The organism is Psychrobacter sp. PG1 (assembly GCF_014897815.1).
Lineage (GTDB): Bacteria > Pseudomonadota > Gammaproteobacteria > Pseudomonadales > Moraxellaceae > Psychrobacter.
Genome location: NZ_JABUZG010000038.1, coordinates 55,959 through 81,774, shown reverse-complemented (window position 1 = coordinate 81,774; position 25,816 = coordinate 55,959). Strand labels below are relative to the sequence as shown.

General features: G+C 42.3%; 20 protein-coding genes and 1 pseudogene. 8 read left to right on the top strand and 13 right to left on the bottom strand.

The window, feature by feature from the left end; translation table 11 throughout:
- Positions 1-3 precede the first annotated feature (3 nt).
- The 11 genes and pseudogenes from INT03_RS02415 to INT03_RS02365 form a co-directional block, all read right to left on the bottom strand.
- Positions 4-630 carry a GNAT family N-acetyltransferase gene (locus INT03_RS02415; protein ID WP_087815402.1) on the bottom strand — a complete coding sequence of 209 codons (627 nt, stop codon included), beginning with the start codon at positions 628-630 and terminating at the stop codon, positions 4-6.
- Between the two features lie 71 nt (positions 631-701).
- Positions 702-2,613, bottom strand: a pseudogene (locus INT03_RS02410) (ABC transporter ATP-binding protein).
- A 22-nt stretch (positions 2,614-2,635) separates the two neighbouring features.
- Positions 2,636-3,574, bottom strand: a complete 939-nt coding sequence (locus tag INT03_RS02405; protein ID WP_193007421.1) for a 5'-nucleotidase — start codon at positions 3,572-3,574, stop codon at positions 2,636-2,638.
- 14 nt (positions 3,575-3,588) lie between these two features.
- Positions 3,589-4,818, bottom strand: coding sequence for a 2-methylaconitate cis-trans isomerase PrpF (gene prpF, locus INT03_RS02400; protein ID WP_193007420.1), 1,230 nt, complete (start codon positions 4,816-4,818; stop codon positions 3,589-3,591).
- A gap of 13 nt (positions 4,819-4,831) precedes the next feature.
- Positions 4,832-5,509: a tetratricopeptide repeat protein gene (locus INT03_RS02395; protein ID WP_193007419.1), complete on the bottom strand. Its 678-nt coding sequence runs from the start codon at positions 5,507-5,509 to the stop codon at positions 4,832-4,834.
- 237 nt (positions 5,510-5,746) lie between these two features.
- Positions 5,747-8,380: a Fe/S-dependent 2-methylisocitrate dehydratase AcnD gene (gene acnD, locus INT03_RS02390; RefSeq protein WP_193007470.1), complete on the bottom strand. Its 2,634-nt coding sequence runs from the start codon at positions 8,378-8,380 to the stop codon at positions 5,747-5,749.
- A gap of 246 nt (positions 8,381-8,626) precedes the next feature.
- Positions 8,627-9,766 carry a 2-methylcitrate synthase gene (prpC, locus tag INT03_RS02385; protein WP_193007418.1) on the bottom strand — a complete coding sequence of 380 codons (1,140 nt, stop codon included), beginning with the start codon at positions 9,764-9,766 and terminating at the stop codon, positions 8,627-8,629.
- Positions 9,767-9,918: 152 nt separating this feature from the next.
- The gene (locus INT03_RS02380) at positions 9,919-10,572 is read right to left on the bottom strand and encodes a DUF2059 domain-containing protein (RefSeq protein WP_193007417.1); all 654 of its coding nucleotides are present in this window, start codon (positions 10,570-10,572) and stop codon (positions 9,919-9,921) included.
- 93 nt (positions 10,573-10,665) lie between these two features.
- Positions 10,666-11,556, bottom strand: coding sequence for a methylisocitrate lyase (gene prpB / locus INT03_RS02375; RefSeq protein ID WP_060491135.1), 891 nt, complete (start codon positions 11,554-11,556; stop codon positions 10,666-10,668).
- Between the two features lie 354 nt (positions 11,557-11,910).
- The gene (locus tag INT03_RS02370) at positions 11,911-13,209 is read right to left on the bottom strand and encodes an NRAMP family divalent metal transporter (protein ID WP_413469106.1); all 1,299 of its coding nucleotides are present in this window, start codon (positions 13,207-13,209) and stop codon (positions 11,911-11,913) included.
- 286 nt (positions 13,210-13,495) lie between these two features.
- Positions 13,496-14,509: a LysR family transcriptional regulator gene (locus INT03_RS02365; RefSeq protein ID WP_193007416.1), complete on the bottom strand. Its 1,014-nt coding sequence runs from the start codon at positions 14,507-14,509 to the stop codon at positions 13,496-13,498.
- 239 nt (positions 14,510-14,748) lie between these two features.
- Between INT03_RS02365 and INT03_RS02360 the strand changes: the two genes are divergently transcribed.
- Both INT03_RS02360 and INT03_RS02355 read left to right on the top strand, forming a co-directional pair.
- Entirely contained in the window at positions 14,749-15,705 is a 957-nt protein-coding gene (locus INT03_RS02360; RefSeq protein WP_193007415.1) for a hypothetical protein, read from the top strand.
- A 310-nt stretch (positions 15,706-16,015) separates the two neighbouring features.
- Positions 16,016-16,531 (top strand): hypothetical protein, encoded by a 516-nt coding sequence (locus INT03_RS02355; RefSeq protein WP_193007414.1) that lies wholly within the window; start codon positions 16,016-16,018, stop codon positions 16,529-16,531.
- 542 nt (positions 16,532-17,073) lie between these two features.
- Here INT03_RS02355 and INT03_RS02350 read toward each other — a convergent pair.
- Positions 17,074-17,379: a cupin domain-containing protein gene (locus tag INT03_RS02350; RefSeq protein ID WP_193007413.1), complete on the bottom strand. Its 306-nt coding sequence runs from the start codon at positions 17,377-17,379 to the stop codon at positions 17,074-17,076.
- A 209-nt stretch (positions 17,380-17,588) separates the two neighbouring features.
- Here INT03_RS02350 and INT03_RS02345 point away from each other — a divergent pair, with 209 nt between their 5' ends.
- The 6 genes from INT03_RS02345 to INT03_RS02320 all read left to right on the top strand — a co-directional run bounded on the left by INT03_RS02345 (position 17,589) and on the right by INT03_RS02320 (position 25,002).
- The gene (locus INT03_RS02345) at positions 17,589-18,545 is read left to right on the top strand and encodes a helix-turn-helix domain-containing protein (RefSeq protein ID WP_193007412.1); all 957 of its coding nucleotides are present in this window, start codon (positions 17,589-17,591) and stop codon (positions 18,543-18,545) included.
- A 337-nt stretch (positions 18,546-18,882) separates the two neighbouring features.
- Complete coding sequence (locus tag INT03_RS02340; protein ID WP_193007411.1) at positions 18,883-19,821, top strand: ABC transporter permease; 939 nt, start codon at positions 18,883-18,885, stop codon at positions 19,819-19,821.
- A gap of 32 nt (positions 19,822-19,853) precedes the next feature.
- Positions 19,854-20,768, top strand: a complete 915-nt coding sequence (locus tag INT03_RS02335) for an iron chelate uptake ABC transporter family permease subunit (protein ID WP_372860370.1) — start codon at positions 19,854-19,856, stop codon at positions 20,766-20,768.
- Positions 20,765-21,541: an ABC transporter ATP-binding protein gene (locus INT03_RS02330; protein ID WP_193007409.1), complete on the top strand. Its 777-nt coding sequence runs from the start codon at positions 20,765-20,767 to the stop codon at positions 21,539-21,541. The genes INT03_RS02335 and INT03_RS02330 overlap by 4 nt, the downstream gene beginning before the upstream one ends.
- Complete coding sequence (locus INT03_RS02325; RefSeq protein WP_193007408.1) at positions 21,538-22,524, top strand: siderophore ABC transporter substrate-binding protein; 987 nt, start codon at positions 21,538-21,540, stop codon at positions 22,522-22,524. The genes INT03_RS02330 and INT03_RS02325 overlap by 4 nt, the downstream gene beginning before the upstream one ends.
- Positions 22,525-22,686: 162 nt before the next feature.
- Positions 22,687-25,002: a TonB-dependent receptor gene (locus INT03_RS02320; RefSeq protein ID WP_226951665.1), complete on the top strand. Its 2,316-nt coding sequence runs from the start codon at positions 22,687-22,689 to the stop codon at positions 25,000-25,002.
- 189 nt (positions 25,003-25,191) lie between these two features.
- Here INT03_RS02320 and INT03_RS02315 read toward each other — a convergent pair whose 3' ends face one another.
- On the bottom strand, positions 25,192-25,467 hold the full coding sequence (locus tag INT03_RS02315) for a hypothetical protein (RefSeq protein WP_193007407.1): 276 nt from the start codon (positions 25,465-25,467) through the stop codon (positions 25,192-25,194).
- Between the last annotated feature and the right edge of the window lie 349 nt (positions 25,468-25,816).

The following is a 25,816-nucleotide window of genomic DNA, read 5'->3' as shown; positions in this document are numbered from 1 at the left end:
CGCTTAAATCATCAAATATAGCAGACCTAACACAAATAAAGCCGCCATGATGAACAGCAGAAAACTTAAGACTTTGTTCGTTGTGGAGGCAGACTCAGTACGCTCTTTTTGTACTTTGTTTTTCTTGGCAACGTATAGAACCATTTTTACATGCTCTATGTTGTCTTCGAGATAATGATCGCCTTCAGGGACAAACCCCAAGGACTCATAAAAGCTGAGTAAGTAGGCTTGTGCAGAGAGTATAATCGGGCGCTTTTTACCGTATTTTTTACGGCAGTGCGCAATGGCATGAATCATCATCTGCCGTGCTATACCGTCACCTCTGTGCTCTGATAAGACCAGCACTCTACCGATGGCAGGCATAGCAGTATGATTGGTCTTAATCGTAGGGTCGGCGACCGATAGATTGGATTTTAATTTATTAAATTCAGGCGGAATAATACGGCAGTAGCCTACCAACGCCTCGTTTTGATGCGCGATAAGATGTAGGCAGTCAAAGTCCACCTCATCCATATCTTGATAGGCGCAGTTTTGCTCAACCACAAACACTTGTGATCGGGCTTTTAAAATATGATACAGATCAACTGAGGTCAGCTCATCAAAGGTTTTGATAGAAAATTCACAAGTCATAGTGGGCTAGCTTCTGGAAATAGGCGGTAAAAGATTGGCATTATAACGATTTAGGCACACATTAACCATTCCTAACCCTTTAGAGTCTGGCTGATTTTATCCAAATTTAAGCTATCCGACATGGCATTGAATATCTCAAAATACTTGCCGTGTTTCTCATATAGCGCTTCATGCGTACCGGTTTCAACCACGCGACCATCTTCTATCACGACCAAGTCATCCGCATCGATAATTTGGGCAATATTATGCGAAACCATAATGACGGTACGATCTTTTTTGATGAGATCTAGACTTTTCTTCACTTGTTGGCTGGCGATGGCATCGAGGCTAGCGGTTGGCTCATCCAAAAACACAATGGGTGGATCTTTTAAAAACATCCGTGCCAGCGCGATACGCTGCTGCTGACCACCAGACAATGACTTTGCTGTACTCTCATAGCCTTCTGCTAAATTAATAATTTGCTCATGAATGGAGGCTTTTTTTGCTGCAATAATAATATCTTCATCTGTCGCATTCATATCGCCATATGGAGGCTTTTTTTGCTGCAATAATAATATCTTCATCTGTCGCATTCATATCGCCATAGCGGATATTTTCGCTAATCGTACCCGAAAAGATATGATTACTTTGTAGTACCAAGCCAATATTTTGACGCAATTCATGAGTATCGCAGTCGGCTAAATTATGTCCGTCTAGCCATATGGTGCCGCTATCTGGCGCATAAAACTTTACTAATAAGCTAATAATCGTACTCTTGCCAGCGCCGCTTAAGCCCACCAGCGCAGTAATGCGATTGGGTTTAATAGTAAAACTGACATCTTTTAGCGCTTGCGTGCCATTCGGGTACGTGAAATCGACGTTTTTCAGCTCAATATGACTTTTTAAATTTTTACTGCTTCTGCCCGTGATATCTTCAACTTGGCTTTCATCTTCTAATATATCAAAGAAACCTTCAGCGTAAGTCAGGGCATTATTAATCTGATCATAGATACGATGCAATTGACGAATAGGGGCGGCGACGTTTCGGAATAGCATGACATGGAATAAAATCATACCGATGGTCATCTCGCCTTTTAAAACAAAGTAGGATGTCAGCAGAATAATAACGACCACACCAATTTGCTCAATAAAGGTTTTTATCGCATCATAAATAAAACCAATACTGCGAATACGCAGCTGATTGTCAGTCATGTCTTTTTGAATGGTTAAGTGCTTTTCTGCTTCTATCGACTCACGGACAAAGGATTTCACCACGCTGATAGAGTTGATCAAGGAGATAACCAAGCCACTTTTGGCTTCTCAATAGCCACGCATCTGCCGACGGAACCCTTGTAGACGCCGCGCTTGTTTTTGACTTATGAAAAAGTAAATGGGAATGATAATAAGACCGACTAAGCCTATCCAGAAATTGGTCGAAAACATAATGATGAGTGAGACGATCGCACTGGCAAACAGCGGTAGCATATCGATAAAGAAGTTTTGCACTAAGCTTGTAAGACTACTAACGCCATAATCGATACGCGTTTGCAACTTGCCGCTGTCGTTTTCGCTACTGGTATAAAATGCCATGCGGTAGGTGAGGATGCGCTCAATGATTTTTTGCGATAAATCACGCGAAAGATTGATACGAATTTTTTCGCCAAAGAAGCGTTGCCCAAAAGAGATAAATATCGACAGTATCTCTTTGGTTAAGAGCACGGCACTGATGATACCTAGCATACGCACGCCTGCCTGCCACGGCTCGGCAAGCGTGGCAATTTCGGTCAAGGTATCAACTGCATAGCGCAGCACAAAGGCATTAACCTGAGCCGTAAACGAACCCAGTACGGTCAATATCAAAGTGGCAATGATTAGAACTTTATATGGCGCGGCAAAGACGGCAAGCTTTTTGAGGATATCCCACAGCAAAGCGCGCCGCTCCGTTTTTTTGAGTGGCGGCTTCTTATCTAACTGCACATGGCGTGGCTGGGGAGATGTTGGCATGTATTTTTATGAATATTAGTAATTAGCTTTCATTATGTACTACTTTATTAGCGATTCCAAAAGGAATATGAACTGATGGCAATACACCAGATGATTTCAAATGTGTCATCTGGTCGTCAAAAAAGATATGAGGCTTTAATATCTCAAGAACCTTTGATTTGTCTACTCCGCCCATAAAAAAAGCTTCATTCGCAAGAATACCCCATTCACGCATTGTGTTAATTGCACGTTTATGTGAAGGTGCGTTTCTTGCAGTGACGATAGAGACTCTTACCATTGGTTCATAATTAGGGTTTTCAAGCTTATAATCATTTTCAAGTTTTTGAATATGAGAAATACGGTCAATAAAATTCTTTAGTGGTCCTGGATTATGAGCTATATCAACCTTAGTAGACTCATGGAGGTGAAACTCATCAAGGTTTTTATTTTCTTTATAAACACTTTCAGATTCATCGTCGATTATCACGCCATCAAAATCGAATGCTATTCTCAATTGCGTATCTTCAATATTATCAGAAATATCTCCATGTAAAATCTGACCTGCTGGGTAACCTGCCTCTATTGCTTGTTTAATGTCTCCCTCATTAGCAGATAAAAATAATTCAATATCAAAGGCTGGAATATATTCGTGTGCTGATCGACCTTGCAAAAAAACCGCACGAGTAATAGAAAGGTTATAATGTTCAATTGAGTTAATAACCCTGAGGCCGGTGTCAGGATCATTGCGTGATAATAAAATAACTTCTACTAACGGATCTTTAAGCAGCTCATTTAGCTTCAATAGTCTCCTGATAAAAGGGTAGGCGACCCCAGTATTAAGAGCATCATCTTGATTCTTTCTCTGATATTCTCTATAGGCTTGCTCGCCTTCTGTCCTGAATATACTATCTGATTCTTTAAGATCAAATAATGCGCTTGATGAAATACCGATAACTAGTTTTTCTGTAAGATCGTAAGCCATTTAAGTCTCCTTAACTAAAAAGCATCCGCTGGTACAAACACTTCACCAACCATAATACGGCGTGCCGAGCGGCTCATCGAGACTTTTTTGGCTTGCCAGCGTCCATCGACTTGCTCGGTTTTTCCACCTACAAGTAAGGTTCCTGAAGGGTGACCAAAACGCACCTCGGTCAGCTCGCCTGCACCTGCTGCTTCATTGACCAATGTCCCTTGCGTGGTCGCTGCGGCGGCAATAGCGACCGCTGCTGTGCCCATCATCGCATGATGCAATTGACCCATACTCATGGCACGTACGACTAAGTCAATATCGTCTGCATCGACTGATTTACCACTTGATGCGCTGTAACTTTGTGCAGCGCCAACCCATGCAATCTTGGGTATATGCTGACTGCTTTGCGCTTCACTGACGTCTTTAAATAGCCCCATCGCCACGCCGCCTTTGGCACGGATTTTTTCAAGCTTGGCAAGTAGCTCGCTATTACTATTAATATCACCTTGCAACTCAGTGCCAGTAAAGCCTAAATCTTCTGCTTTCATAAAAATGGTTGGGATACCAGCACTAATAAAAGTTGCTTTAACACTATTGCTAGCCAAGCCACAGCCAGATACATCAAAGTCATCGATTAGATTGTTGGTCGGGAACATGTCGTTTGATGAATCAACGGGATCAATAAATTCGATTTTGACTTCGGCGGCTGGGAAGGTGACGCCGTCTAGTTCAAAATCGCCGGTTTCTTGTACTTGCACTTTTCCTTGCTCATCAGTGTAAACAGGTACATGAGCGATAATCGTTTTACCAATATTCTGTTGCCAAATGCGTACTTCGCAAATGCCAGTATTCGCACTATTTACGATCTTATCAGTATCGACTAAGCCCATATTGATGGCACAGGCACCAACCGCCGCAGTTAAGTTGCCACAGTTACCCGCCCAATCAATCATTGGCTTAGCGATATTAACCTGCCCAAACAGATAATTCACATCATGATCTGCTTTATCAGATTGAGAGAGAATGACTGTCTTAGAGGTGCTGGAGCTGCCATTGCCTAAGCCGTCTATTTGCTTACCATAAGGATCAGGGCTACCGATGACACGTAGCAAAAACTTATCACGTGACTCGCCAGCGACTTGGCAACGCTCAGGTAAGTCAGACAGTTTAAAGAACGTACCTTTTGAAGTGCCACCACGCATATAGGTGGCAGGGACAGATAGTTGCGGGGCAAAAGCAGGGTTTGGTCGGGTCATTTTTGTATTCCTATTATTTTAGTACGATATATTCATCACCGTTTTGAATGACCATTGTTAATGATTCAATAGATTGCGGCGACAACATATTTATAGACTCACTAGATTCTTCAGAGCTTTGTGCAGCTGCTTGTTGCAGCCAATAACGTGCTTTTTCTTCATTTTTTCGAACACCCCATCCGTTTAAATAGGCTGCTGCTAAAAAGTTCTGTGCCTGCAGATCGCCTTCTTTTGAGGCAATAGACAAAAGCTTAGCAGCTTTAGTCAAATCTTGCTTGGTACCCCATCCTTTTATATACATAAGGGCTAAAGTTGTCACGGCATGAATAAATCCACTTTCAGCGGACAAACTGTACCAGTAACACGCTGCTACTAAGTCTTGACCGACACCATCACCAGTATGAAATTTAAGCGCCAAGAGATACTGCGAAACTGGGTCGCCTTCATCAATGCCAGGTCTCAAATCGGACTTAGCCATTTCAAGTTGTTCCCGTCGAATTTGTATAATACTATCAACGGACTCTTGTATATCGCGGCCGGTACGTACATTAGAAACCCAACAACCAATAATAATAGCAATAACGAAAATGGAAATAGAGACGTCTACCATTGATAAATCAGTGAGACTACTACAACCGCTAAGATTCAATACAGAAATCAAAATAATAAAAGTTCTATGGATGTTTTTCATGCCACTTCTTATGATAAAAAATGACAATTATACTAAATAGAAAAACAAATGTTTATTTTTTAAGAAAATTCATTTAAATAAAATACTATAAGTAATGTATTTAATGGATAGAAGCCTAATAAGACTAAAGAGTATCAGAATCTATTGTGAGACTACTAAAAAAGCCAATGCCATATAAACATAACATTGGCTTTTGTCACGTGTACGGCAGCTATCGTTGTTGTTTATTCGTTTCTATTAAACGATATCTAACGTACCTTCGATAAACTCTTTGGCAAAGCGCTGTAGCATACCGCCAGCGTTATACATTTTAACTTCATCAGCGGTATCTAAACGACATTTCACTGAGGCTTTATCGACAGTGCCATCTGTGCGGTTAATGACCAATGTCATCTCACCGCCAGCAGACGCTTCGCCTTCGATATCAAATACTTCGGTGCCACCGATATTTAGAGTATTACGATTGACACCTTCTTTAAACTGCAAAGGTAGTGCGCCCATACCGACCAAGTTTTGGCGGTGAATACGCTCAAAATCTTCAGCAACCACTACTTCAACACCTGCTAAACGTACACCTTTAGCAGCCCAGTCACGGCTTGAGCCTTGACCATAGCCGTCACCGGCGATGATGATCAATGGTTGCTCGCGGTTCATATAGGTTTCAATTGCTTCCCACATACGCATGACTTGACCTTCAGGCTCTACTCTAGCAAGCGAACCTTGTATTACTTCACCTTTCTCGTCACGTACCATCTCATTCAATAGCTTAGGATTGGCAAAGGTCGCACGCTGCGCCGTTAAGTGGTCGCCACGATGCGTGGCGTATGAGTTATAGTCTTCCGCCGGCAGACCCATGGTATCAAGGTACTCGCCAGCAGCTGAGTCACCCAAAATCGCATTAGATGGCGATAAATGGTCAGTAGTGATATTGTCACCTAACACCGCTAACGGGCGCATACCTTTTAGCTTATTCATCGCTGCCATTTTGCCTTCCCAATACGGCGGACGGCGGATATAAGTCGTCTGTTCACGCCAGTTATAGAGCGGACTTAATGCTTTACCCGTGTCTTTTTTGGCTTCGTCAAACATCGGAATATAAACAGCGTTAAATTGTTCAGGTTTTACCGCTTTAGCCACGATGGCATCAACTTCATCATCATCGAACCAGATGTCTTTTAGATAAACGTCATTGCCGTTTTGGTCTTTTCCTAATGAGTCTTTTTCGATATCAAAACGGATGTTACCGGCAATAGCATAGGCAATCACCAATGGTGGTGACGCTAAAAATGCTTGCTTGGCGTATGGATGGATACGACCATCGAAATTGCGGTTGCCTGATAATACTGCCGTACTAAACAAGTCACGATCGATGATTTCTTTTTCGATATCAGGATCAAGTGCGCCACTCATACCATTACACGTCGTACAAGCAAAGCCAACCACGTCAAAGCCGATTTCTTGTAACTCAGGCATCAGTCCTGCTTCTTCTAGGTACATTTTGACGGTTTTAGAGCCTGGTGCTAATGATGATTTTACCCAAGGCTTACGTAACAAGCCTTTAGCATTGGCGTTACGGGCAACGAGGCCTGCAGCAACCATGTTACGTGGGTTTGAGGTGTTGGTACAGCTGGTAATAGCCGCGATAATCACCGCACCATCTGGCATCATGCCGTCTTTTGGTTCAGGCAGCTTTTCATCAGCGCCGTGGGCAATACCTTTTGCTACCAAATCGGTGGTTGATACGCGAGCATGTGGACGTGATGGGCCTGCCATATTACGTACGACTGCTGATAGATCAAATTCAAGCACGCGAGCATATTCGGCTTTTTCCATGCCGTCAGCCCATAGACCCGTTTGCTTGGCATACTGCTCAACCAATTTAATCTGAGCCTCAGAGCGGCCAGTTAGGCGCAAGTAATCGATGGTTTGCTCATCGATATAGAACATCGCTGCAGTGGCACCATATTCAGGCGTCATGTTAGAGATAGAGGCACGGTCACCGACACTCAGCTGACGTGCACCTTCACCAAAGAATTCGATATAGGTAGAGACCACGCCTGCATCACGTAAGAACTCAGTCATCGCCAGTACCAAATCCGTACCGGTAATGCCTTTTTGTAGTTTACCAGTGAGCTTAACGCCGACGTAATCAGGCAGGCGCATATATGATGGATTGCCCAACATCACGCTTTCAGCTTCAAGCCCGCCAACACCGATTGAGATGACACCTAAAGCATCAACCATTGGTGTATGACTGTCAGTACCGACTAAGGTATCAGCAAAAGCGACTTGTTCACCGGCTTTGTTTTGTACCACTTGCACGACCGGTGACATTTTTTCTAGGTTAATTTGGTGCATGATGCCGTTACCAGGTGGTACAACGTTGACGTTATCAAAGGCATACTGACACCAGTTGATAAAGTGAAAACGGTCATCGTTGCGGCGCTCTTCAATCGCACGGTTTTTCTCAAAGGCGTCATCTTCAAAACCAGCATGCTCAACGGCCAATGAATGGTCAACAATAAGCTGAGTTGGCACAATAGGGTTTACTTTAGACGGATCGCCGCCTTGCTCAGCGATGGCATCACGTAGGCCTGCCAAATCAACAAACGCAGTCTGACCCAAGATATCATGACAGACCACGCGGGCAGGGTACCAAGGAAAATCTAAATCTTGCTTACCTTCGATATGTTGCTTAAGCGCCGCGGTTAGCTCTTCTGGTGGGCAACGGCGTACCAAGTTTTCACACAATACTTTTGAGCAGAATGGTAGCTTGTCATAAGCACCAGCTTCGATACTCTCGACAGCCTCACGGGTATCAAAATAATATAAATCGGTATCGGGTAGTGGCTTTTTAAAGAGCTCATTCATTGGCTGTACTAGGGCGTTGTCCATAAGTCACCTTTGGCGGTTGGCTGGTTTAAATTTAAAAAAGAGTCATTCTTTTAGCAAAATCGTCAGTGGAATTAGAAGTTAGAAGAAGGCTTTGCTAAAAAAATATGCTTAAACAGAAAGTGAGATTACTAAGAAAATATTTAACGGCTAAATGGTGAATGCATTTAGCCGTTAAATCCGTTACCGAACATAAACTTTTATACTCGATAACCACAAGAAATATTAACGCGCGCTCATCTCTGGTACTGGACGCAACTCTTCACCGGTATATTCCGCACTTGGGCGAATGATACGGTTATTGGCGCGTTGTTCAAACACGTGTGCTGCCCAGCCTGTTAGACGCGAGCAAACAAAGATTGGCGTGAACAGCTTGGTTGGGATACCCATAAAGTGATAGGCTGAGGCATGGAAAAAGTCAGCATTACAGAACAGCTTTTTCTCGCGCCACATGACTTCTTCACAGCGTACTGATACTGGATATAGCACTTCATCACCAACATCCGCTGCCAGTTTTTCAGCCCAGCCTTTAATCACCACGTTACGTGGATCTGATTCGCTATAGATAGCATGACCAAAGCCCATAATTTTGTCTTTACGCGCCAGCATACCCATCATCTCAGTTTCGGCTTCATCAGCTGAACTAAAGCCTTCAATCATGTCCATCGCAGCCTCATTAGCGCCACCATGCAGAGGACCGCGTAGTGAACCGATGGCGCCAGTGATACAAGAATGGATATCAGATAGCGTAGAGGCACACACACGTGCGGTAAAGGTTGAAGCGTTAAACTCATGCTCTGCATACAAAATAAGTGATACGTTCATTACTTTTGTATGCAGCTCGTTTGGTTTTTCACCCTTTAATAGATGCAAGAAGTGACCACCAATGGTCGCATCATCCGTTTCGGTTTCGATACGCACGTTGTCATGCGTGAAGCGATACCAGTAGTTGATGATAGAAGGGAATACCGCAAGCATGCGATCTGCTTGGTCGTTTTCTTCATCAAAACTCATTTCGGTTTCTAAGTTACCCAGCATAGAGCAACCGGTACGTAATACATCCATTGGATGCGATTCGGCAGGGATACGCTCAAGGACGTCTTTTAATGACTGCGGTAAGCCACGTAAGCTTTTGAGCTTGGCTTGGTAAGCGTCAAGCTCGCTTTGGTTTGGCAAGTTGCCATAAAGCAGCAAGTAAGCCACTTCTTCAAAGATGCATTTGTCTGCCAGTTCTGACACGTCATAACCGCGATAGGTCAGACCAGAGCCTGATTTGCCGACGGTAGATAGCGCGGTTTTGCCTGCGACTTGTCCGCGTAGACCTGCACCTGACAATACTTTTGTTGATGAGTTTTGTGCTGCCATGATGAAATTCCTTTTGTGGGTAGCTTTTTGGGTGAAAAACAGTGTTTCTAAGTTTCTAAGTTTCTAAGTTTCTAAGTTTCTAAGTTTCTAAGTTTCTAAGTTTCTAATAATAAATTTATTGGTTAATGACTGACTATAGCGTTAGTTAAGTGTTACGCAGGCTGTTCAAGCTGTGGACCATCTAAATCGACATTACAACGCTTGAATTCGGCTTCAATAGGAACGTTCAAGACTTCCATTGCGCTGCCTTCGCCTTCTGCATTATTGATTTTCATGTACTTGACACCCAGTGGTGATTCCATGAACGTCTGAATCTCAGTCATCTCTTCTGGGGTAGGATCAGCCATTGGCGTTGCAATCTCTTCACCATTCATGACACGCAGTTGCTCATTGCCAAACGTAATCAGCTTTTTCCCTACCTCTGACGTGTAAAAGTCATCCAACTCTTGTAACTCTGCATCGGTAAACTGACTCTTATAGAAACGATCGACTTCGGCTTTACCCAAGTCTTTGTCACGTGATTCGAGACAGCTGACTTGCTCTGCACTGAGCGCACCACTATTGATAACTGGTGCGAACAATAGACTGTCGACGGTATCTAGCGTAATCGTTGTCATGACCAAATCATCTTGAGTGGCAGGTGCAGGAGCCTGTTTGGTAGTATCAACTTCAGCAGTTCTTGCACCACTGGTCGTATCGTCGGCGGTTTCTGGTGTTTTATCACAGCCCGTCATGAATAATAGCGCCGCAAGCGTGCTGCTCAGTAGTGACGTTTTAAGAGCAGTATTAGCAGTAAAAAATGGCATAAATAACCTAAAAATAAATGAAGACGGATTTCGAAAAGATAACACACTCAAAGGTGAGCTATCTTTTCAGTGTTGCCAATGACGAATGCTTAACTACTTATTAGCAAATAGCTTGTCTAGCGTCTGCTCAAACTCATGATAATTTAAGAAATCATACAGCTCCATGCGGGTTTGCATGGTATCAACAACTTTTTCTTGGGTGCCATCAGTCAATAGATGCTGATAAACGTTTAATGCCGCTTTGTTCATCGCACGGAATGCTGATAGTGGGTACAACACCATCTCGACACCCACGCTATATAGTTGATCAGTGGTGTAAAGGTCGGTCTGACCAAACTCTGTCATGTTGGCGAGTACTGGGATATCCAATACGTCAGTGAACTTACGATACATTTCGATATCGGTTAAGGCTTCAGCAAAAATCATGTCTGCGCCTGCTTCTTGGAAGGCAACAGCGCGCTCGACAGCAGCATCAAGACCTTCTACCGATAACGCATCCGTACGTGCCATGACCACAAAATCAGGGTCAGTTTTGGCATCCAATGCCGCTTTTAAGCGATCAACCATTTCTGAAATACTGACGATTTCTTTATTTGGGCGATGACCACAGCGCTTTTGAGCGACTTGATCTTCGATATGTACGGCTGCTACACCTGCTTTTTCCATTTTTCTGATGGTTTGTGCAATGTTGAATGCACCGCCAAAACCAGTGTCGATATCTACTAATAACGGCGTGTCAACTGCGTCAGTGATACGTCGTGCATCTTCTAGCACATTATCAAGGCTAGTCATACCCAAATCAGGAAGACCAAATGAGGCGTTTGCCACGCCAGCACCAGAGAGATATAACGCTTGGTGACCGACTTGGGTTGCCATCATTGCAGTATAGGCATTGATAGCACCTGCAATCTGTAGTGGCTGGTTATTATCATTTTTTTGAGTGAGGGCACTGCGAAAGCGCGCTCCTGCTGAAGATGAAGTCATATGATTGTCCTTACATGGAGGGAAAATATTCTAATTGTTGTAGCTGATTATACTCAATAATCAGTGAGTGAAAAGCATTGTTTGAGTGCAATAAATTAGATAATTTAAACAACTAGTTTATTGAAATTAATATTATTCACTATATAAATAGCATTATCTATAAATTAATGGTTTGCTCAAACTATTATTCATATTGCTCAATTTGCAACGACACGTATAGCCCATTATTTACATTTACTTACAATAGCGGTTGCGCTTATTTTTATCGATTCATGATTTTAGCTTACTAAAAAGCCCTAATAGCTAAGCTAAAAGGGCTTTTATGATATAAATAGATATTTTTAAAACCGATACCTATCCAAATAGTCCAGCAAGATTGGCTAAAAATAACAGCGCAAAACCCGTTAAGAAGATGAGTCCCGCGATAGAGAGTGCATTCATGCCAAAAGACAGTTTTTTATGGTTTTTAACCAGTGAGTAATTTAACCAGCCAAAGATAGGCGCTGAGACAAACGCCGATATCATGGCAAACTTAAGCATAGTACCTAATTGTCCAGTAAAGAAAGTGATAATCATCAATCCACCACCGATAGCATAGGTCGTCCAAAAAGCGATTTGCCTTTTGTTGATTTCGCTTTCACCTTTTATTAGACGCCAGCACTCAGCGTTGGCACGGCCATAACCGTCTGCACAGGTAATCGTCGTGCCAAACATACACATAAAGGCGACGAAAGCGACCAATAGACGTGACCATTCACCGATGGTTGCGGTATACATGTTGATCAACTGATTGATATAAGCGCCACCAACCAGCTCAATTTCTTGTCCTGAGCCATACTGTACAAACACACCTAACGATAAGAAGAACAATGCCAAAATCGCTGAGACGGCGTAACCGACGTTAAAATCAAGCAAACCTTGGCGATGGGTGGTGTGATCAGCTTTGACTTTGGCGGATGTCCACATCGAGGTAATGGCAGCAAACTCAAGCGGTGCTGGCATCCAGCCCATGAGTGCCACGATGAAACCTAAAGTTGCTAAATTCCAAGGAGAGGCGGCGACAAAGTCAGCAGCCATGACTGTCGGCTTGCCAGCGGCAATAACGACCGCTGCGACCGTTGCTGTGGTCAGCGCAATCATAATCCATTTGGTCACACCATCAAGCAGCTTATAGTGACCTGCAATTAAAAAGAACCAAGAAACCGCCACGATAATCAATGACAGCGCCATCGTCGACAGACCAAGGGAGGCTGGTAGCATAAAACCTAAGATAACCGCTGCTATTAATGAGACCGCGCCCGTACTAATGACAGCCGATAGGATAGAGAGTATAAAATATACCCACAGATATACCTTTGAGCGTTTGGCATAGCCTGCAATCAAACTCTCGCCAGTGTCATAGACGTAGTCGGTTGCAAAACGAAAAAATGGATACTTAAAAACGTTGGCTAAAATAATCATAATGGCCAGTTGCCAGCCATAGATAGCGCCAGCCTGCGTCGATGAAATCAAATGTGAGCCACCGATAGCAGCGGTTGCCATCAAAATACCGGGACCAAAGATGCGCCAGCTAAAGCCTTCTTGCGGCGAGGTCGCGGTATCGTCAGTTGCATTTGGGTTGGTGCGTGGGTTATTGAGTGGTTGTGTGGTCATGAATACCTCTAAATGGTTAAAACGGCAAATTATCACTTACCTGTGTCAGCTTGCCAATGATCATGAGAGAAGCGCTTTATAAACTGCTTAAATATAAAACGATTCATCTTGTATCGACTTTAGCACGCCGAAGCCAGTCAGGAGAATGATTATTCTAGTTGTTATTACTATTTGTTTGCATTGCCATTCTTTTTAGTTAGCATAATCAGTTGCTAATATCAAGCATTAAGGCTGATTATTTTTTAGCGGTTCTTTATAACACAATATCCATTCAATATCTGATAATTTAAGGCTGTGACACAAATTTTTGCTGCCGATAAGTGATGCCGCGCTGCTCATATACCTGATAGATGGCGCTCAGCAAATCAGAAATGCTGGGATGAACGAAATCTTTGAGTGTATGCAGATAAATAGGGGAGGTGACGTTTTCGTGTACTAAACGTTGATAACTGATTTGGTCGGTACGCACAGTCTTTAGGCTAGCAGGCACAAGCGTAATGCCTTCACCAGCCGCCACCAAGCCTAGCGCTACTTGCAAGTCACTCACCGTCGTAGTCATAAAAGGCGAAATACCGTATTGTGCGAATAAGTGTAGTAAAGGTTCAGTAATAGGCGCGCTAAGTGTGGATTGCTCAGCGCTTGTGCGTCTGGATTTTGTATTATTATCCACCTTTACGCTGGTTGACCTTACGCTCGTCGCTATCGGTAAATGGGTTTGATGGTAGAGAATCAGTCGATTGTTTGCTAAGTCTATCAATCGCTGCTCCTTTATATGCGCCAAAGGATGGGCTTTTGGTAAGGCGACGACATAACGTTCATGACGCAGTAGTATTTGCTGAATCCATGGATCTTGATGCGGGAAACGCCCAAAACCGATGTCTATCTCACCAGATTTGAGCGCCTCTATTTGTTGATATGAGCTGATGTCTTTGAGATTGACGTCGATATCGGGGCTGGATTGCTTTAGCATGGCAATGATTTCAGGAAGCAATCCATAAAGCACGGATGGGACAAAGCCAATATTTAGCATGCTCCTGGGCGTCGATAGCCGCTGCGTCATGCTGGTGACGGTATCAATTTCTGTCAATATGGCGCTGATTTTGTCATAAAAGAATATACCAGCTTCAGTCAGATGTAGCGGTCTATGGTAGCGATCGACCAATTCTACACCCATATCCGTTTCAAGCTGTTTAAGCAGGCGACTCAAGCTTGGTTGTGACAATCCAGTTTTAGTCGCTGCGGCACTAAAGCTCCGTGAATCTGCGATAGCAATAAAAGCGTTGAGCTGTTTTAAATCCATATCTTTATGCTCACTTGTTTATGATGTCACCGTTGCTTGTGGCTTATCTTCTCTTGGCTATTTTGATTATTTTATCCGAATAAGAGCAGTAAGCGACAAATTATGCTTGAAGCGAACGAGGCGAGCTACTATATTGTTTGTTAACGTTAGTGTTACACTTTAGCAAACAATAAAAACTTTATTCTTAATTCTAGCTGTTATCTACTTTTTCGCGGTAAAAACTGGTTTGGTATTACTTCATGAGCGACAAAAAAAATAGCCCTAATGCGCAGTTAGAGGCAAATTTAGCCAAAATTGCTAATACTAAGCCACGTAAGCGTATGCGTAAAGATAATATCTACGAGCGTTTCATCACGCGTGTCGAAAATGTTGATAGTAATGAGGATAACCCTGCTTTCAAAGAAAATGCATTAAAACCACTAAAAAATACCAACCATCTTTCATCATACGAGCCATTAAGCGCCACAGAGCTAGAATTATTTGCTAATTTAGAGCAAGAAAGCGTGAGCACAGGTATTAATGTAGATTTTTCTGATGACGATAAAGACGAGGGTTTTTCAACAAATCATGCACCGATAGCTAATACTGACAACTCTTTAGACTCTGATGCAAATAACGATAAATCTTCTTTATATATCGCTGACAGCGCGAATGCTGATGATTTAAAACGTCAAGATTCAGAAAGATTAGCAGCTGAAAAAGTTAGAAACGAACAACTATCTAATAATAACGACGCTGTAAATGACAATGCTATTGCTAAACAATTAGCAAAATCAAAGGAAAAGCAAGTAAGTAGCAAAAAACCACTTATTATTGGCATGATCTTTGGCTCATTATTGATTGCTACTATTGTAGCAACACTAATTTTCACCGGCGTTCTATCGACCTCAACGAAAACGATTGCACCTGATAGTGCAGAGACGAAAACAACAACGACAGATGCAGCACCAGCTGTTAGCACTGGCAAAGCAGTAGTAACCGATGACAACCAACCTTCTGCTGATACAGGCGCGATAGACAAATCGACAGTGATATCGCAACCAGAGGAACCCCCCACTGAGAATCCAGACACCAATCCTAATGGGGTAGAGACTACTGAAGCCCCATCGACCATGCCAGCAGCTGAGGCAGCCATCACTTATGATGACTTTAGAGAAGAATCCCAAAGTACCTTGTATCGCGAGACCAATGATTAATCACTCAATCTAAGGCATATTCTCAATTCAAATGGACTGAGTTATGCCAAGCAGCGTTAAATATCTGCTTAATACCTCGAGATAACCTGTGCTATTTTGCTTATTAGACTGCAATTCATCTCATTTTTATTACCATTTTTCAAATTGCTCATCAGCAACTAGCCATACAATAATAGTACTTTCAAGCCGCTTATCAGTCAATTCTATCGCTCATACCAAAAATCATTGCAACATACCCGAGAGCCCGTATCCTGAGATCAAGGATACGGTGATAGGCCGTTCATAACATGGATTGACTCGGTATTGAATTATGACTATCTCAGACAATAAAAGTGATATCAATAAAAGTGTTGGCTTATCCAGTAATTCTAATAACGAGCCACTATTAGCAACCGACACAGCAAAGCTAGCAAAAGGCAGTTTGCTGAGTCATGTAAAATGGTTTGCCATAGTGGGTGTCTTGTTATTAACGACTATATTTGTGTCTGCTCGTTTTTTTTCAACAATTCCTCAAACATCCATGGTAAGTGTTCATCTACCTGTTACGGTAGCTACTCATCAAATCAACAAGACGGTAGCAGATAGCTCACCGCTAGTAGAAGTTAAAAACAATCATATTAAGGCTAATGTTGAAGCTAAGTATGCTCAAGCCGAGACTGCTATTAGTTATGGTGATTTTAGACAGGAAGCACAGAATATCTTATATCGTGAGCCAGAAGCGTCTGTCTCACATATAAACCTAAGTACAGCTAGCATTGAACCTGCCATTAGTCATGAAGATTTTAGAATAGAAGCAAAAAACATCTTATACCGTGAGGAAAAATAATCAAGTTTATATGCTAATACAATAGAATTGAAACGCAGATGACGACTTATTTAAAACCATCTATTTGACATATGCATATCTCCAGATAGCTTTATAAGCAGGCAGAGAAGCTCCTACTCATTGGAGGGATTTGGTTAACTTAGCCTCGTTATATCCTGATATTGAAATAATATAAACGCGAGTAATGAGAATGCTAATATTCACACCTTCATTAGGAGAAAAATCTGCAAGAGTGATTGGCTAACCACTCTTTAAAAAGCAAAGTGCGTATTCAATAAATGGTTGATAAGTTTGTTATGCATGTTGCATTTTCGATATTTAATTTACAAAGGCGGCGGTATTTTTAACGGCTTTACAAATTATTAATACTGAGTGCTCAAATGCATTTCAATCAAATAGCTGTAATAGAAACATTGTTATAGATTTAATTCTATAGTAAATCCTATATAAATCAGATACGGTGTCAGGCTCGCTTAGTCTACTATTTGTAGTACTTTCGCTCGCCTTCCTTGTATCTGAATTATATTGTACCGGCTATATATTCATAAAGGTTCAAAAAACATTACACTCGTTTCAGTAGGCGCATAAGGTTTATGGTTACTGTTCTTAGGAATAACGACAACTTCACCAGCGTTCACCTCTACGGTTTTGTCTTCTAATATAATAAATAGCTGTCCTGACAATACGTGAAATAACTTATCTTCATATTCGTGATTATGCCATTCATATTCACCTTTCAATTTAGCCAGTTTTACGGTTAATTGATTAAACTGAGCAATATCAGTAGGCTTCCAAAGTTCTTTAATATCATCAAGCTCGTTTTTAATATTCGCTATATGCAGACTCATTATTACTCCTTTTTGGTATGTTAATACCATTTAATTATTTTTGATTGATAATCATTTGTATTAAAATGATTGTTTGTTACTAATAATGCTATTATTACTTCAATATTTGATAACTGGCTATTTATGTAGGTAAAGCTATTTCTAGTTGAATACAACATAGAATCTCTGTTATTTAATCATTCAAACTAAAATATCGCGATTGTATTTATATGACGAACTTAAGCACATTTTATGATCACTATCAGACCGAATACTGGTCTTTCGATCATCCTGATTCTGACTATTTGATTAAACGTCCAACTTATGATGGCAGCTCTGGTTATGGTGACTTACTGAGCTTGCATAATGGTATCGTGCTCGGTCGAAACAGCATTGCTAGCAGCCAATCTTTGGTGGAACCCGCCGCACCATTTGCTTGTGATGTAGGGATGCACTTAATTGTAGATGCGAACTATACCTTACATGCTAGTAATTTACGGACTGATACAAGTATTCATTCGCAGCAAATTTGGCGACGATCAGGAGATTTTGGTGATATTAACTCTACAGTTGATACTGAATATTTGCAGAATTCTCCTATAAATAGCCATATCGTAACAATCGATTTTAGTCAAACATTGTTGTCGCGCTGGGCAGAAAGCTTCGCTGTTCCAACATGGCTATTACCTTTTAATAATCAAGATCCTGAAATGGTTCAAGTCAGCTTATCCAACCAGCCGCGTCTACTTGCTCGTGCAGCTTATATCCTCTCTTTACCTTGCTGTACTTTGAGTGATCGATTAGCTTTAGAGAGTCAAGCATTGCTGCTTTGCCAAGATATTTTAGGCATTCAAGATATATCAGGCCGATTAGCAAACCAAAAAAGCCAAATTGATCAGGCCGTTGATATTATTCGCCAAGAGTACAGTAATAAATTAACAATTTCCTTGTTGGCTCAACGAGTGGGTATAAACGAATGCTATCTCAAGCAACAGTTCAAACAACAAACGGGTAAAACAATCGGCAGCTTTATCCGTGAACTGCGTATGCAGGAAGCAATGCGTTTGTTGCTAGATGAATATAAAAGCGTCCAAGAGACTGCATGGTATGTTGGCTATCGTGATCCTAGCAATTTCAGTAAAGCTTTTGCCAAATTTTATGGCGTTACACCCACACAACTTATCTAGCCAACCAATAGATGTCAAGCTGCCACAATCTTCTAAAATCAGCTAAATAAGCATTGCTGATATACGACTTATTTATACCAAACCTATGTTGCGCCTGAGTTAATTCAATCTTTAAACCTTGGTAAATGCTGAGGTGTCGTTCCGAATAAGTTCCCTTATTCACGGTATAACTTCCCAATTTCACCTTATATTCAACTTACCTATTCAAACAAGCATAGTATGATTGATTCTCATTTATGCTTTAATGAAAAATCCTAGCAATGAGTTTTATAGACTGTTGGTGGTATGTTTCAGCGTAGTAAAAAGTCATTCGTAATAAGTAAGAAGAACTTCAATAATGCGCTCACTATCTTTGTTACTCATTTTACTCTGTGCCGTTTCTCTTATGCTGGGCTCAAAACAGACCTCACTTATCGCCCTCTTTAATTTCTCCAACGATGCATGGTTGACCCTAACGGCGAGCCGTATACCACGGCTGATTGCGCTGGTACTGACAGGAGTGGGTTTGTCTGTTAGCGGCGTGATTTTACAGCACATCGTCCGTAACAAGTTTGTTGAGCCCGCAACTTCAGGGGGTTTGGATGCTGCCAAACTTGGCATTTTGGTCTCGCTCACCATGCTTCCTAATGCCAGTACGAGTAGTAAAATGATCTTTGCGCTGGTTTTTTGCTTTGCCTCAAGCTTACTTTTTATTCTCATTATTAGCCGTATTAAGTTTAAGAGCGCTGTTCTTATTCCTGTCCTTGGGTTGATGTATGGCAGTGTGCTGAGCTCAATTGCGGAGTTTTATGCGTATCGCCATAATATTTTACAAAGTATGCAAGGGTGGTTATTGGGAGATTTTTCAAGGGTTGTACAAGGTCATTACGAGCTGATTTATATTATTTTGCCCATCATTGTATTAGCCTATATTTATGCCCATCGCTTTACGGTACTGGGTATGGGCGAGGACATGGCCGCCAGTCTAGGACTCGGCTATGCGGCGACAGCTGCCTTAGGGCTTATGCTAGTCTCAGTAACGGTGGCCGCTTCAGTCATCACCATCGGCGCCATACCTTTTGTGGGGCTGGTTATTCCAAATCTAGTCGCTCTAAAGTACGGGGAAAACCTGTCGCGGACACTGCCAGTAGTCGCCTTAGGCGGTGCTTGTTTGCTGCTGATTTGTGATATTTTTGGGCGGCTCGTCATTTATCCTTTTGAGGTTCCTATTGGCCTTACCGCAGGCGGGGTAGGCGGTGTGATATTCCTTGTGTTAATCATGAGGGGAGTAAGATGAGTACTGCGGCAAAGATTTGGACGACCTTGATAATGATTATATTGCTGGCGCTTATTTTCTTATTTATAGGCTCTGATTTAGATTTTAATTACTTAATTCCTAAGCGTTTGATGCGTCTAGCGACTATTGTTCTCGGTAGTATATGCTTAGCTTTTTCATCTATAATCTTTCAAACTATTGTTGGTAATCGTATTTTGGCACCTTCTATCATGGGCTATGAGGCTGTTTATTTACTGTGGCAAGTGCTGCTGCTGTTTGTGATGGGTACAAATGGACTGATGCTGCTGGGTGTCAGTGGTAATTTTATCGTATCAATCGTATTGATGCTGGCATATTCTTGGGCACTTCATCACTGGCTTTTCCCTCGATGTAAAAATGATGTCTATACCTTGTTGTTGTTTGGCTTGGTACTGACGATGGTCATCGGTACGATTACGCAGTTTATTCAGCTGCGTATTAGCCCCGGAGAGTTTTCGGTTTTTCAGGGGTTGAGCTATACCTCGTTTAATCGATCTCAGCCAGAGACTCTGTTTTATGGAGCGCTTGCGGTAGCCACCGTACTATGGGTTAGTCGTAAAACATTGCCTGTCTTAGATGTGATGGCGCTTGGCCGTGAGCAGTCGCTGTCTCTTGGTGTAAACCATCCTAAATACGTTAAGTTATATCTTGCTTTAATTGCCATTTTGGTGGCTGTGTCAACGAGCTTGATCGGTCCTACGGTATTTATGGGCGTGTTCATTGCCAACATCGCTTATGCGCTTGCAGGGAGTAACTGGCATAGAGTCACCTTACCCATCGCTTGTGCCATTACTATCGCCATATTTTTAATCGCTCAAATCTTTGTTGAGCATGTCTTTAATTATAAAACCAGTGTCAGTATTCTCGTCAACCTTGTGGGTGGCATCTATTTTCTCGCGCTGACTGTCCGTACTAGAGGGTTCACATGATTACCATCAACCATGTCCATAAAAACTATGGCAAAAAATCTGTGCTATCAGATATTAGCCTAGAATTTCAGGCTGGCAGTGTTACCTCTTTAATTGGTCCTAATGGTGCTGGAAAATCCACCTTGTTGATGATGATGGCAAGGCTATTGGAGCCAAGTAGTGGTCAGATATCATTCAATGATCGTGACATCCGTGAGATTGGTACTTCTGAATACGCGCATCACGTTGCGACATTACGGCAGTCTCCAGGGTTTAATCTACGATTAACCGTGGAAGAGCTGATCTCCTTTGGGCGCTTTCCGTATAGCCGTGGTGCGTTAACCACAGAAGATCGACGCATCATTGATGAGGCCATTGATTTTTTGGCATTAGAGCCTCTACGTCATTCTTATTTGGATGAATTAAGTGGTGGACAGCGGCAAATGGCTTTTTTGGCGATGACCATCGCGCAACAAACAGACGTGTTGTTATTGGATGAGCCACTAAACAATCTTGACATGAAGCATGCAGTACAAATCATGCAAGCCTTACGCCGTCTATGTGATGAGCAGGGGCGCACGGTTATTTTGGTGATTCATGATATCAATTTTGCAGCCAACTATTCTGACCATATTGTGGCGTTGAAGAATGGCACGCTTAGCTTTAGTGGTCTGTCTGAACAGGTCGTGACAGAAGCCAACTTAAGTGAGTTATACGATCTTGATTTTGAGATCATTCGTAGTGAACGTGGTTGCCTGTGCAACTACTTCAATTTATCAGGGGATGCAGTATGAATTTGAGTAAGAGAGATTGGGTTTGGGTACTGGTCATGTCGGCAGCGGTATCATTACAAGGATGCGAAAAAACTTCTACTGAGCTGACAAATGAGCCAGCACACGCGTCACAAAAACTTGAGACGCCCATCATGATCAAGCATGAGCTTGGTACTACTGTCATCAATAATCGACCGCAACGCGTCGCGGTACTGGATATGAATGAAGCTGATTTTTTGGATCAGCTCGATGTTCCGATTGCAGGAATGGTCAAAGACTATATTCCGCACTTTCTTTCGCAGTACAAAGCGGATGACGCAGTAGAGGACTTGGGCGCTATTGTTCAGCCAAATATGGAACGTATCCATGCGCTACATCCTGATCTGATTTTGATGACCCCGCTTCACGCCGCTAACTATCAAGAGCTGTCAGGGATTGCACCGACTCTACATTTCGATGTGAATTTTAATAACAGTCAGCAGCATATAGCCAGTGTTAAAAGCCACTTATTAACTTTAGGTCGTATTTTTGATAAGGAGGCATTGGCAGAACAAAAAGCCACGCAGTTAGATACAAGAGTCAAAGAGGTTCAGGACTTCACAAAAACCCGCCCAGAAAAAGCACTGGTTGTCTTACATAATAATGGGGCTTTTAGCAATTTTGGACTGCAATCACGCTATGGATTTATCTTTAATGACTTGGGTGTGAAGCCTGCGAGTACGATTGTAGAGACCAGCCTACATGGGCAGCCAATTTCTAGTGAGTTTATACAGCAGGCAGATCCAGACATTCTTTATATTGTAGACCGTACCGCTGTCATGGAGCACCGCGCTATTATCAATCCTGAGGAGGTGAGCAACCCTTTACTTCGTCAAACAAAAGCATGGAAAAATGGTCGTGTTGTTTTTGTTGATGCAGATGCGTGGTATATAGCAGCCGCCAGCCCAACCTCTTTAAACATTATAATGGATGATGTCCTCAAAGGTTATCAACCAACGTTCTAAAGCTATCCTAAGACGAATGATGTTTTTAACGTAGGACTAGGACACGCCCTAGTGAATAATTAAGTGAGAAAGAGAGGGTTCTTCTTACCCTAAAGTGTTAATGATTATCATTTGTTTTTTTATTCGCATTATTATTTTCTATCAAAACAAGAGGACGCTTCCATGCACCAACTTCAACACCTAGATCATAAAAATAGGGTCAAACAGCGGGCGACACCAATCAAACTGTCTTTTGCGCTTAATCCTTCTTTCGCGCTCAATTATATCGTATCAGCAAGACTTGCCATGTCTTTGAGCCTAGTCGCTGGGACGGTATTCATCTGTATGCCATCAGCGTATGCACAGACAAATAGTAATGTGACACATAGTGAGCAAACCACTGAGTCTGGCAATGGAGCGCAAAACCCACCGTTAGAGGAGGATAACAACGTTCCTACAGTGACCTTGCCTGCGATAACAGTAGTGGCAGAACGCAACGACAATCCTATCTACTCAGGTGGGCAGGTGACCTATACCAATCACGCTGGGTTCTTGGGAAATAAGGATTTTTTAGAGACGCCGTTTAGTGCCATCAGCTATACCGATAAATTTATTGAAGATCAGCAAGCCACCGATATTACGGCTGTCATCGCTGCCACTGACGCTGCCGTCTTTAGCAGCGGGGTTGGTGGCCAGAATCTTGAAAGTTATTCTATCCGTGGATTTTCCTCAGACATCAGTGATGTTACGGTAGGTGGGTTATTCGGTATGGCACCTTTTTATCGCAGCTCACCTGAGATGTTTGAGCGTATTGAGGTACTCAAGGGCCCCTCAGCTTTGTTGAATGGTATGCCTCCCAAAGGCTCAGTGGGTGGTGCAGTCAACCTAGTGCCTAAGCGAGCAGGCGATGAGCCGTTGACACGAGTGACGGCAAGATATTTATCAGACTCACAACTTGGTGGGCATGTGGATGTGGGACGTCGTTTTGGTGAAGATAAGCAATTTGGTGTTCGGATTAATGGTGCTTATAGAGAGGGTGACAGTGCAGTAAATGATCAAGAAAAACAAGCGCAACTGGCTTCTATTGCACTGGACTGGAAAGGGAAGCGTGCTCGATTTTCAACCGATCTGTATCACAGTAAAGAGCGGGTCGATGGACCGACTCGCGGTCTCACCCTAGCACCAGGCTTATCGATTCCTAAGCCTCCCAAACCAGAGACGCTACTGAACCCAAGCTGGGCATTTAATGATAGTGAAGATAAGGGGCTAATGATACGTGGTGAATTCGATGTGACTGACGATTTAATGATTTATGGTGCGGGTGGAAATAGTAAAACACACTTTAAGGGGCGGAATGCCTCTGTCACGCAGATTATCAATGCCGCAGGAGACTATCGTACTAATCTTGGAGAAGTTGAAGATGAAATTGAAAGAAAATCTGCCGAGATAGGGTTAAAAAGTAAATTTAAAACAGGACGAGTTAATCATCAAGTCGCATTTAATATGGTTGATTACAAAGAAGATAATCACTTAAGTGGTCTAAGGGGGTTATTGGCTGAGGACTGGATCACTAACATATATAAACCAGTATGGGAGTCGCGTAATATTCCCTTCAATTCTCCTGCGCTACTAAACACAAAAACGAATTTGACCAGCTATGGTCTTGCAGACACACTGTCTTTTGCTGAGGATAAATATCAGCTGACTTTAGGACTGCGCCATCAACAGGTAGAAAGTAAACAAGCAGGTATGCTGGCATCAGCAAAGGATTACAACGAAAGTGCGACTACACCATCAATAGCGCTACTGGGTAAAGTAAACGATCAAGTTTCTTTGTATGCTAACTATATAGAAGGTTTGAGCCAAGGTTCTACTGCACCGATAGATGCAGAAAATGCTGGTGAAATGTTTGCCCCTTATAAAACCCAACAAAAAGAAGTTGGTGTAAAACTTGATCTTGGTGAGTTCTCACATACCCTAAGTGTTTATGAAATTGAGAAACCTAATAGCTATTTAGACCCTGTTAGCAATATCTTTTCTTATGCTGGCGAACAGCGTAACCGAGGTGTTGAATGGGGGTTTTTTGGCTCACCCATTGAAGATATACGCCTTATGGGCGGGGTTTCATATATTGATGCGAAGCTAACCAAGACGCTTGGTGGAGTTAATGAGGGTAATAGAGCTACAGGTGTCCCACAATGGCAGTCTAAGCTTGGTGTTGAATGGGATCTACCTTTTATTCAAGACTTGACATTGACAGCTAATGCAAACTCGATATCTAAGCAATATCTTGACGCAGGCAACTCACTGTCATTACCAGGTCGCACTGTATATGATTTAGGTGCACGTTATGCCACCTCTATTGATAAAAAGCCGCTGACATTAAGAACGAGTGTTGCTAACGTAACTAATAAAGCTTATTGGGCAAAGCCGCATTATACCAGTCTTGGCTTGGGTGAGCCGCGTACATTTATGCTGTCAGCCACAATGGATTTTTGATTTGAGTTAAGGCGTGTTTGTAATATCATTATAGATTAGTGAATTATAGTGCTAAAGATTTGCCGCACCCAAATAGGAAATTTATTAGCATATAATTCACTCTTCTGTGAGTTCAAGGCTCAAAAAGTAGATGAGACGTAGACTTAGCGATATCAATAATTACTCGTTATTCTACTGGCAAGTTGTTACCTAAAGCATAAATAGAATGGTGCCTATTGGAGTGCTTTTTATGGCACTTAAATTGCTAGCCACGTTAACCTTAGCATTGCTTGTGTTGGTAAATGAAGGAGTGAGCCACAGCTCCATAATCATGCTTAGCAGAACGAAAGTGACACCTACTGTACGCCCAGTATTTATCTCTCTTGCCGGCAAATTCATAAGACCGTATTGGACTAATATTAATGAAATGAGCAGTAGCATACTACCACGGCGAGCCACTTCTGGTAATTGTTGTTCTAAATCCATAGTACATCGACGTCGCCAGCAGCTTCCACCGCTCGTCCCAAGATCACAATCACCTTAGCTTGAGCATCCAGCTCATGACTACTACGCTAATCGTTGTCGAAATTAAGCAAACTAACAAAGCCACTGAAATAAAAATAGCAATGAGTTTGCCTTTTGAGAGGACGGCAATATAGTCAGTTCAATCTCATTTGGCGTTCTGGTACGTTTGGCATCTTCTATCGTACCAAGGCCATCATATGCTCTAAGAAGCCTTGTTCAGGCGCTTGGGTGATATGAATAATATATCAGTGTTGAGCCATATAGAAAGCTATTAATTGAATTATGGATACCGCTTAGATATCAAATCTTG

Bases quoted from the DNA above. Each gene is read 5' to 3' on its own strand.
- INT03_RS02415 (WP_087815402.1), bottom strand. From the start codon at position 630: ATGACTTGTGAATTTTCTATCAAAACCTTTGATGAGCTGACCTCAGTT.
- INT03_RS02405 (WP_193007421.1), bottom strand. From the start codon at position 3,574: ATGGCTTACGATCTTACAGAAAAACTAGTTATCGGTATTTCATCAAGC.
- prpF (WP_193007420.1), bottom strand. From the start codon at position 4,818: ATGACCCGACCAAACCCTGCTTTTGCCCCGCAACTATCTGTCCCTGCC.
- INT03_RS02395 (WP_193007419.1), bottom strand. From the start codon at position 5,509: ATGAAAAACATCCATAGAACTTTTATTATTTTGATTTCTGTATTGAAT.
- acnD (WP_193007470.1), bottom strand. From the start codon at position 8,380: ATGAATGAGCTCTTTAAAAAGCCACTACCCGATACCGATTTATATTAT.
- prpC (WP_193007418.1), bottom strand. From the start codon at position 9,766: ATGGCAGCACAAAACTCATCAACAAAAGTATTGTCAGGTGCAGGTCTA.
- INT03_RS02380 (WP_193007417.1), bottom strand. From the start codon at position 10,572: ATGCCATTTTTTACTGCTAATACTGCTCTTAAAACGTCACTACTGAGC.
- prpB (WP_060491135.1), bottom strand. From the start codon at position 11,556: ATGACTTCATCTTCAGCAGGAGCGCGCTTTCGCAGTGCCCTCACTCAA.
- INT03_RS02370 (WP_413469106.1), bottom strand. From the start codon at position 13,209: ATGACCACACAACCACTCAATAACCCACGCACCAACCCAAATGCAACT.
- INT03_RS02365 (WP_193007416.1), bottom strand. From the start codon at position 14,509: ATGGATTTAAAACAGCTCAACGCTTTTATTGCTATCGCAGATTCACGG.
- INT03_RS02360 (WP_193007415.1), top strand. From the start codon at position 14,749: ATGAGCGACAAAAAAAATAGCCCTAATGCGCAGTTAGAGGCAAATTTA.
- INT03_RS02355 (WP_193007414.1), top strand. From the start codon at position 16,016: ATGACTATCTCAGACAATAAAAGTGATATCAATAAAAGTGTTGGCTTA.
- INT03_RS02350 (WP_193007413.1), bottom strand. From the start codon at position 17,379: ATGAGTCTGCATATAGCGAATATTAAAAACGAGCTTGATGATATTAAA.
- INT03_RS02345 (WP_193007412.1), top strand. From the start codon at position 17,589: ATGACGAACTTAAGCACATTTTATGATCACTATCAGACCGAATACTGG.
- INT03_RS02340 (WP_193007411.1), top strand. From the start codon at position 18,883: ATGCGCTCACTATCTTTGTTACTCATTTTACTCTGTGCCGTTTCTCTT.
- INT03_RS02335 (WP_372860370.1), top strand. From the start codon at position 19,854: ATGATTATATTGCTGGCGCTTATTTTCTTATTTATAGGCTCTGATTTA.
- INT03_RS02330 (WP_193007409.1), top strand. From the start codon at position 20,765: ATGATTACCATCAACCATGTCCATAAAAACTATGGCAAAAAATCTGTG.
- INT03_RS02325 (WP_193007408.1), top strand. From the start codon at position 21,538: ATGAATTTGAGTAAGAGAGATTGGGTTTGGGTACTGGTCATGTCGGCA.
- INT03_RS02320 (WP_226951665.1), top strand. From the start codon at position 22,687: ATGCACCAACTTCAACACCTAGATCATAAAAATAGGGTCAAACAGCGG.
- INT03_RS02315 (WP_193007407.1), bottom strand. From the start codon at position 25,467: ATGGATTTAGAACAACAATTACCAGAAGTGGCTCGCCGTGGTAGTATG.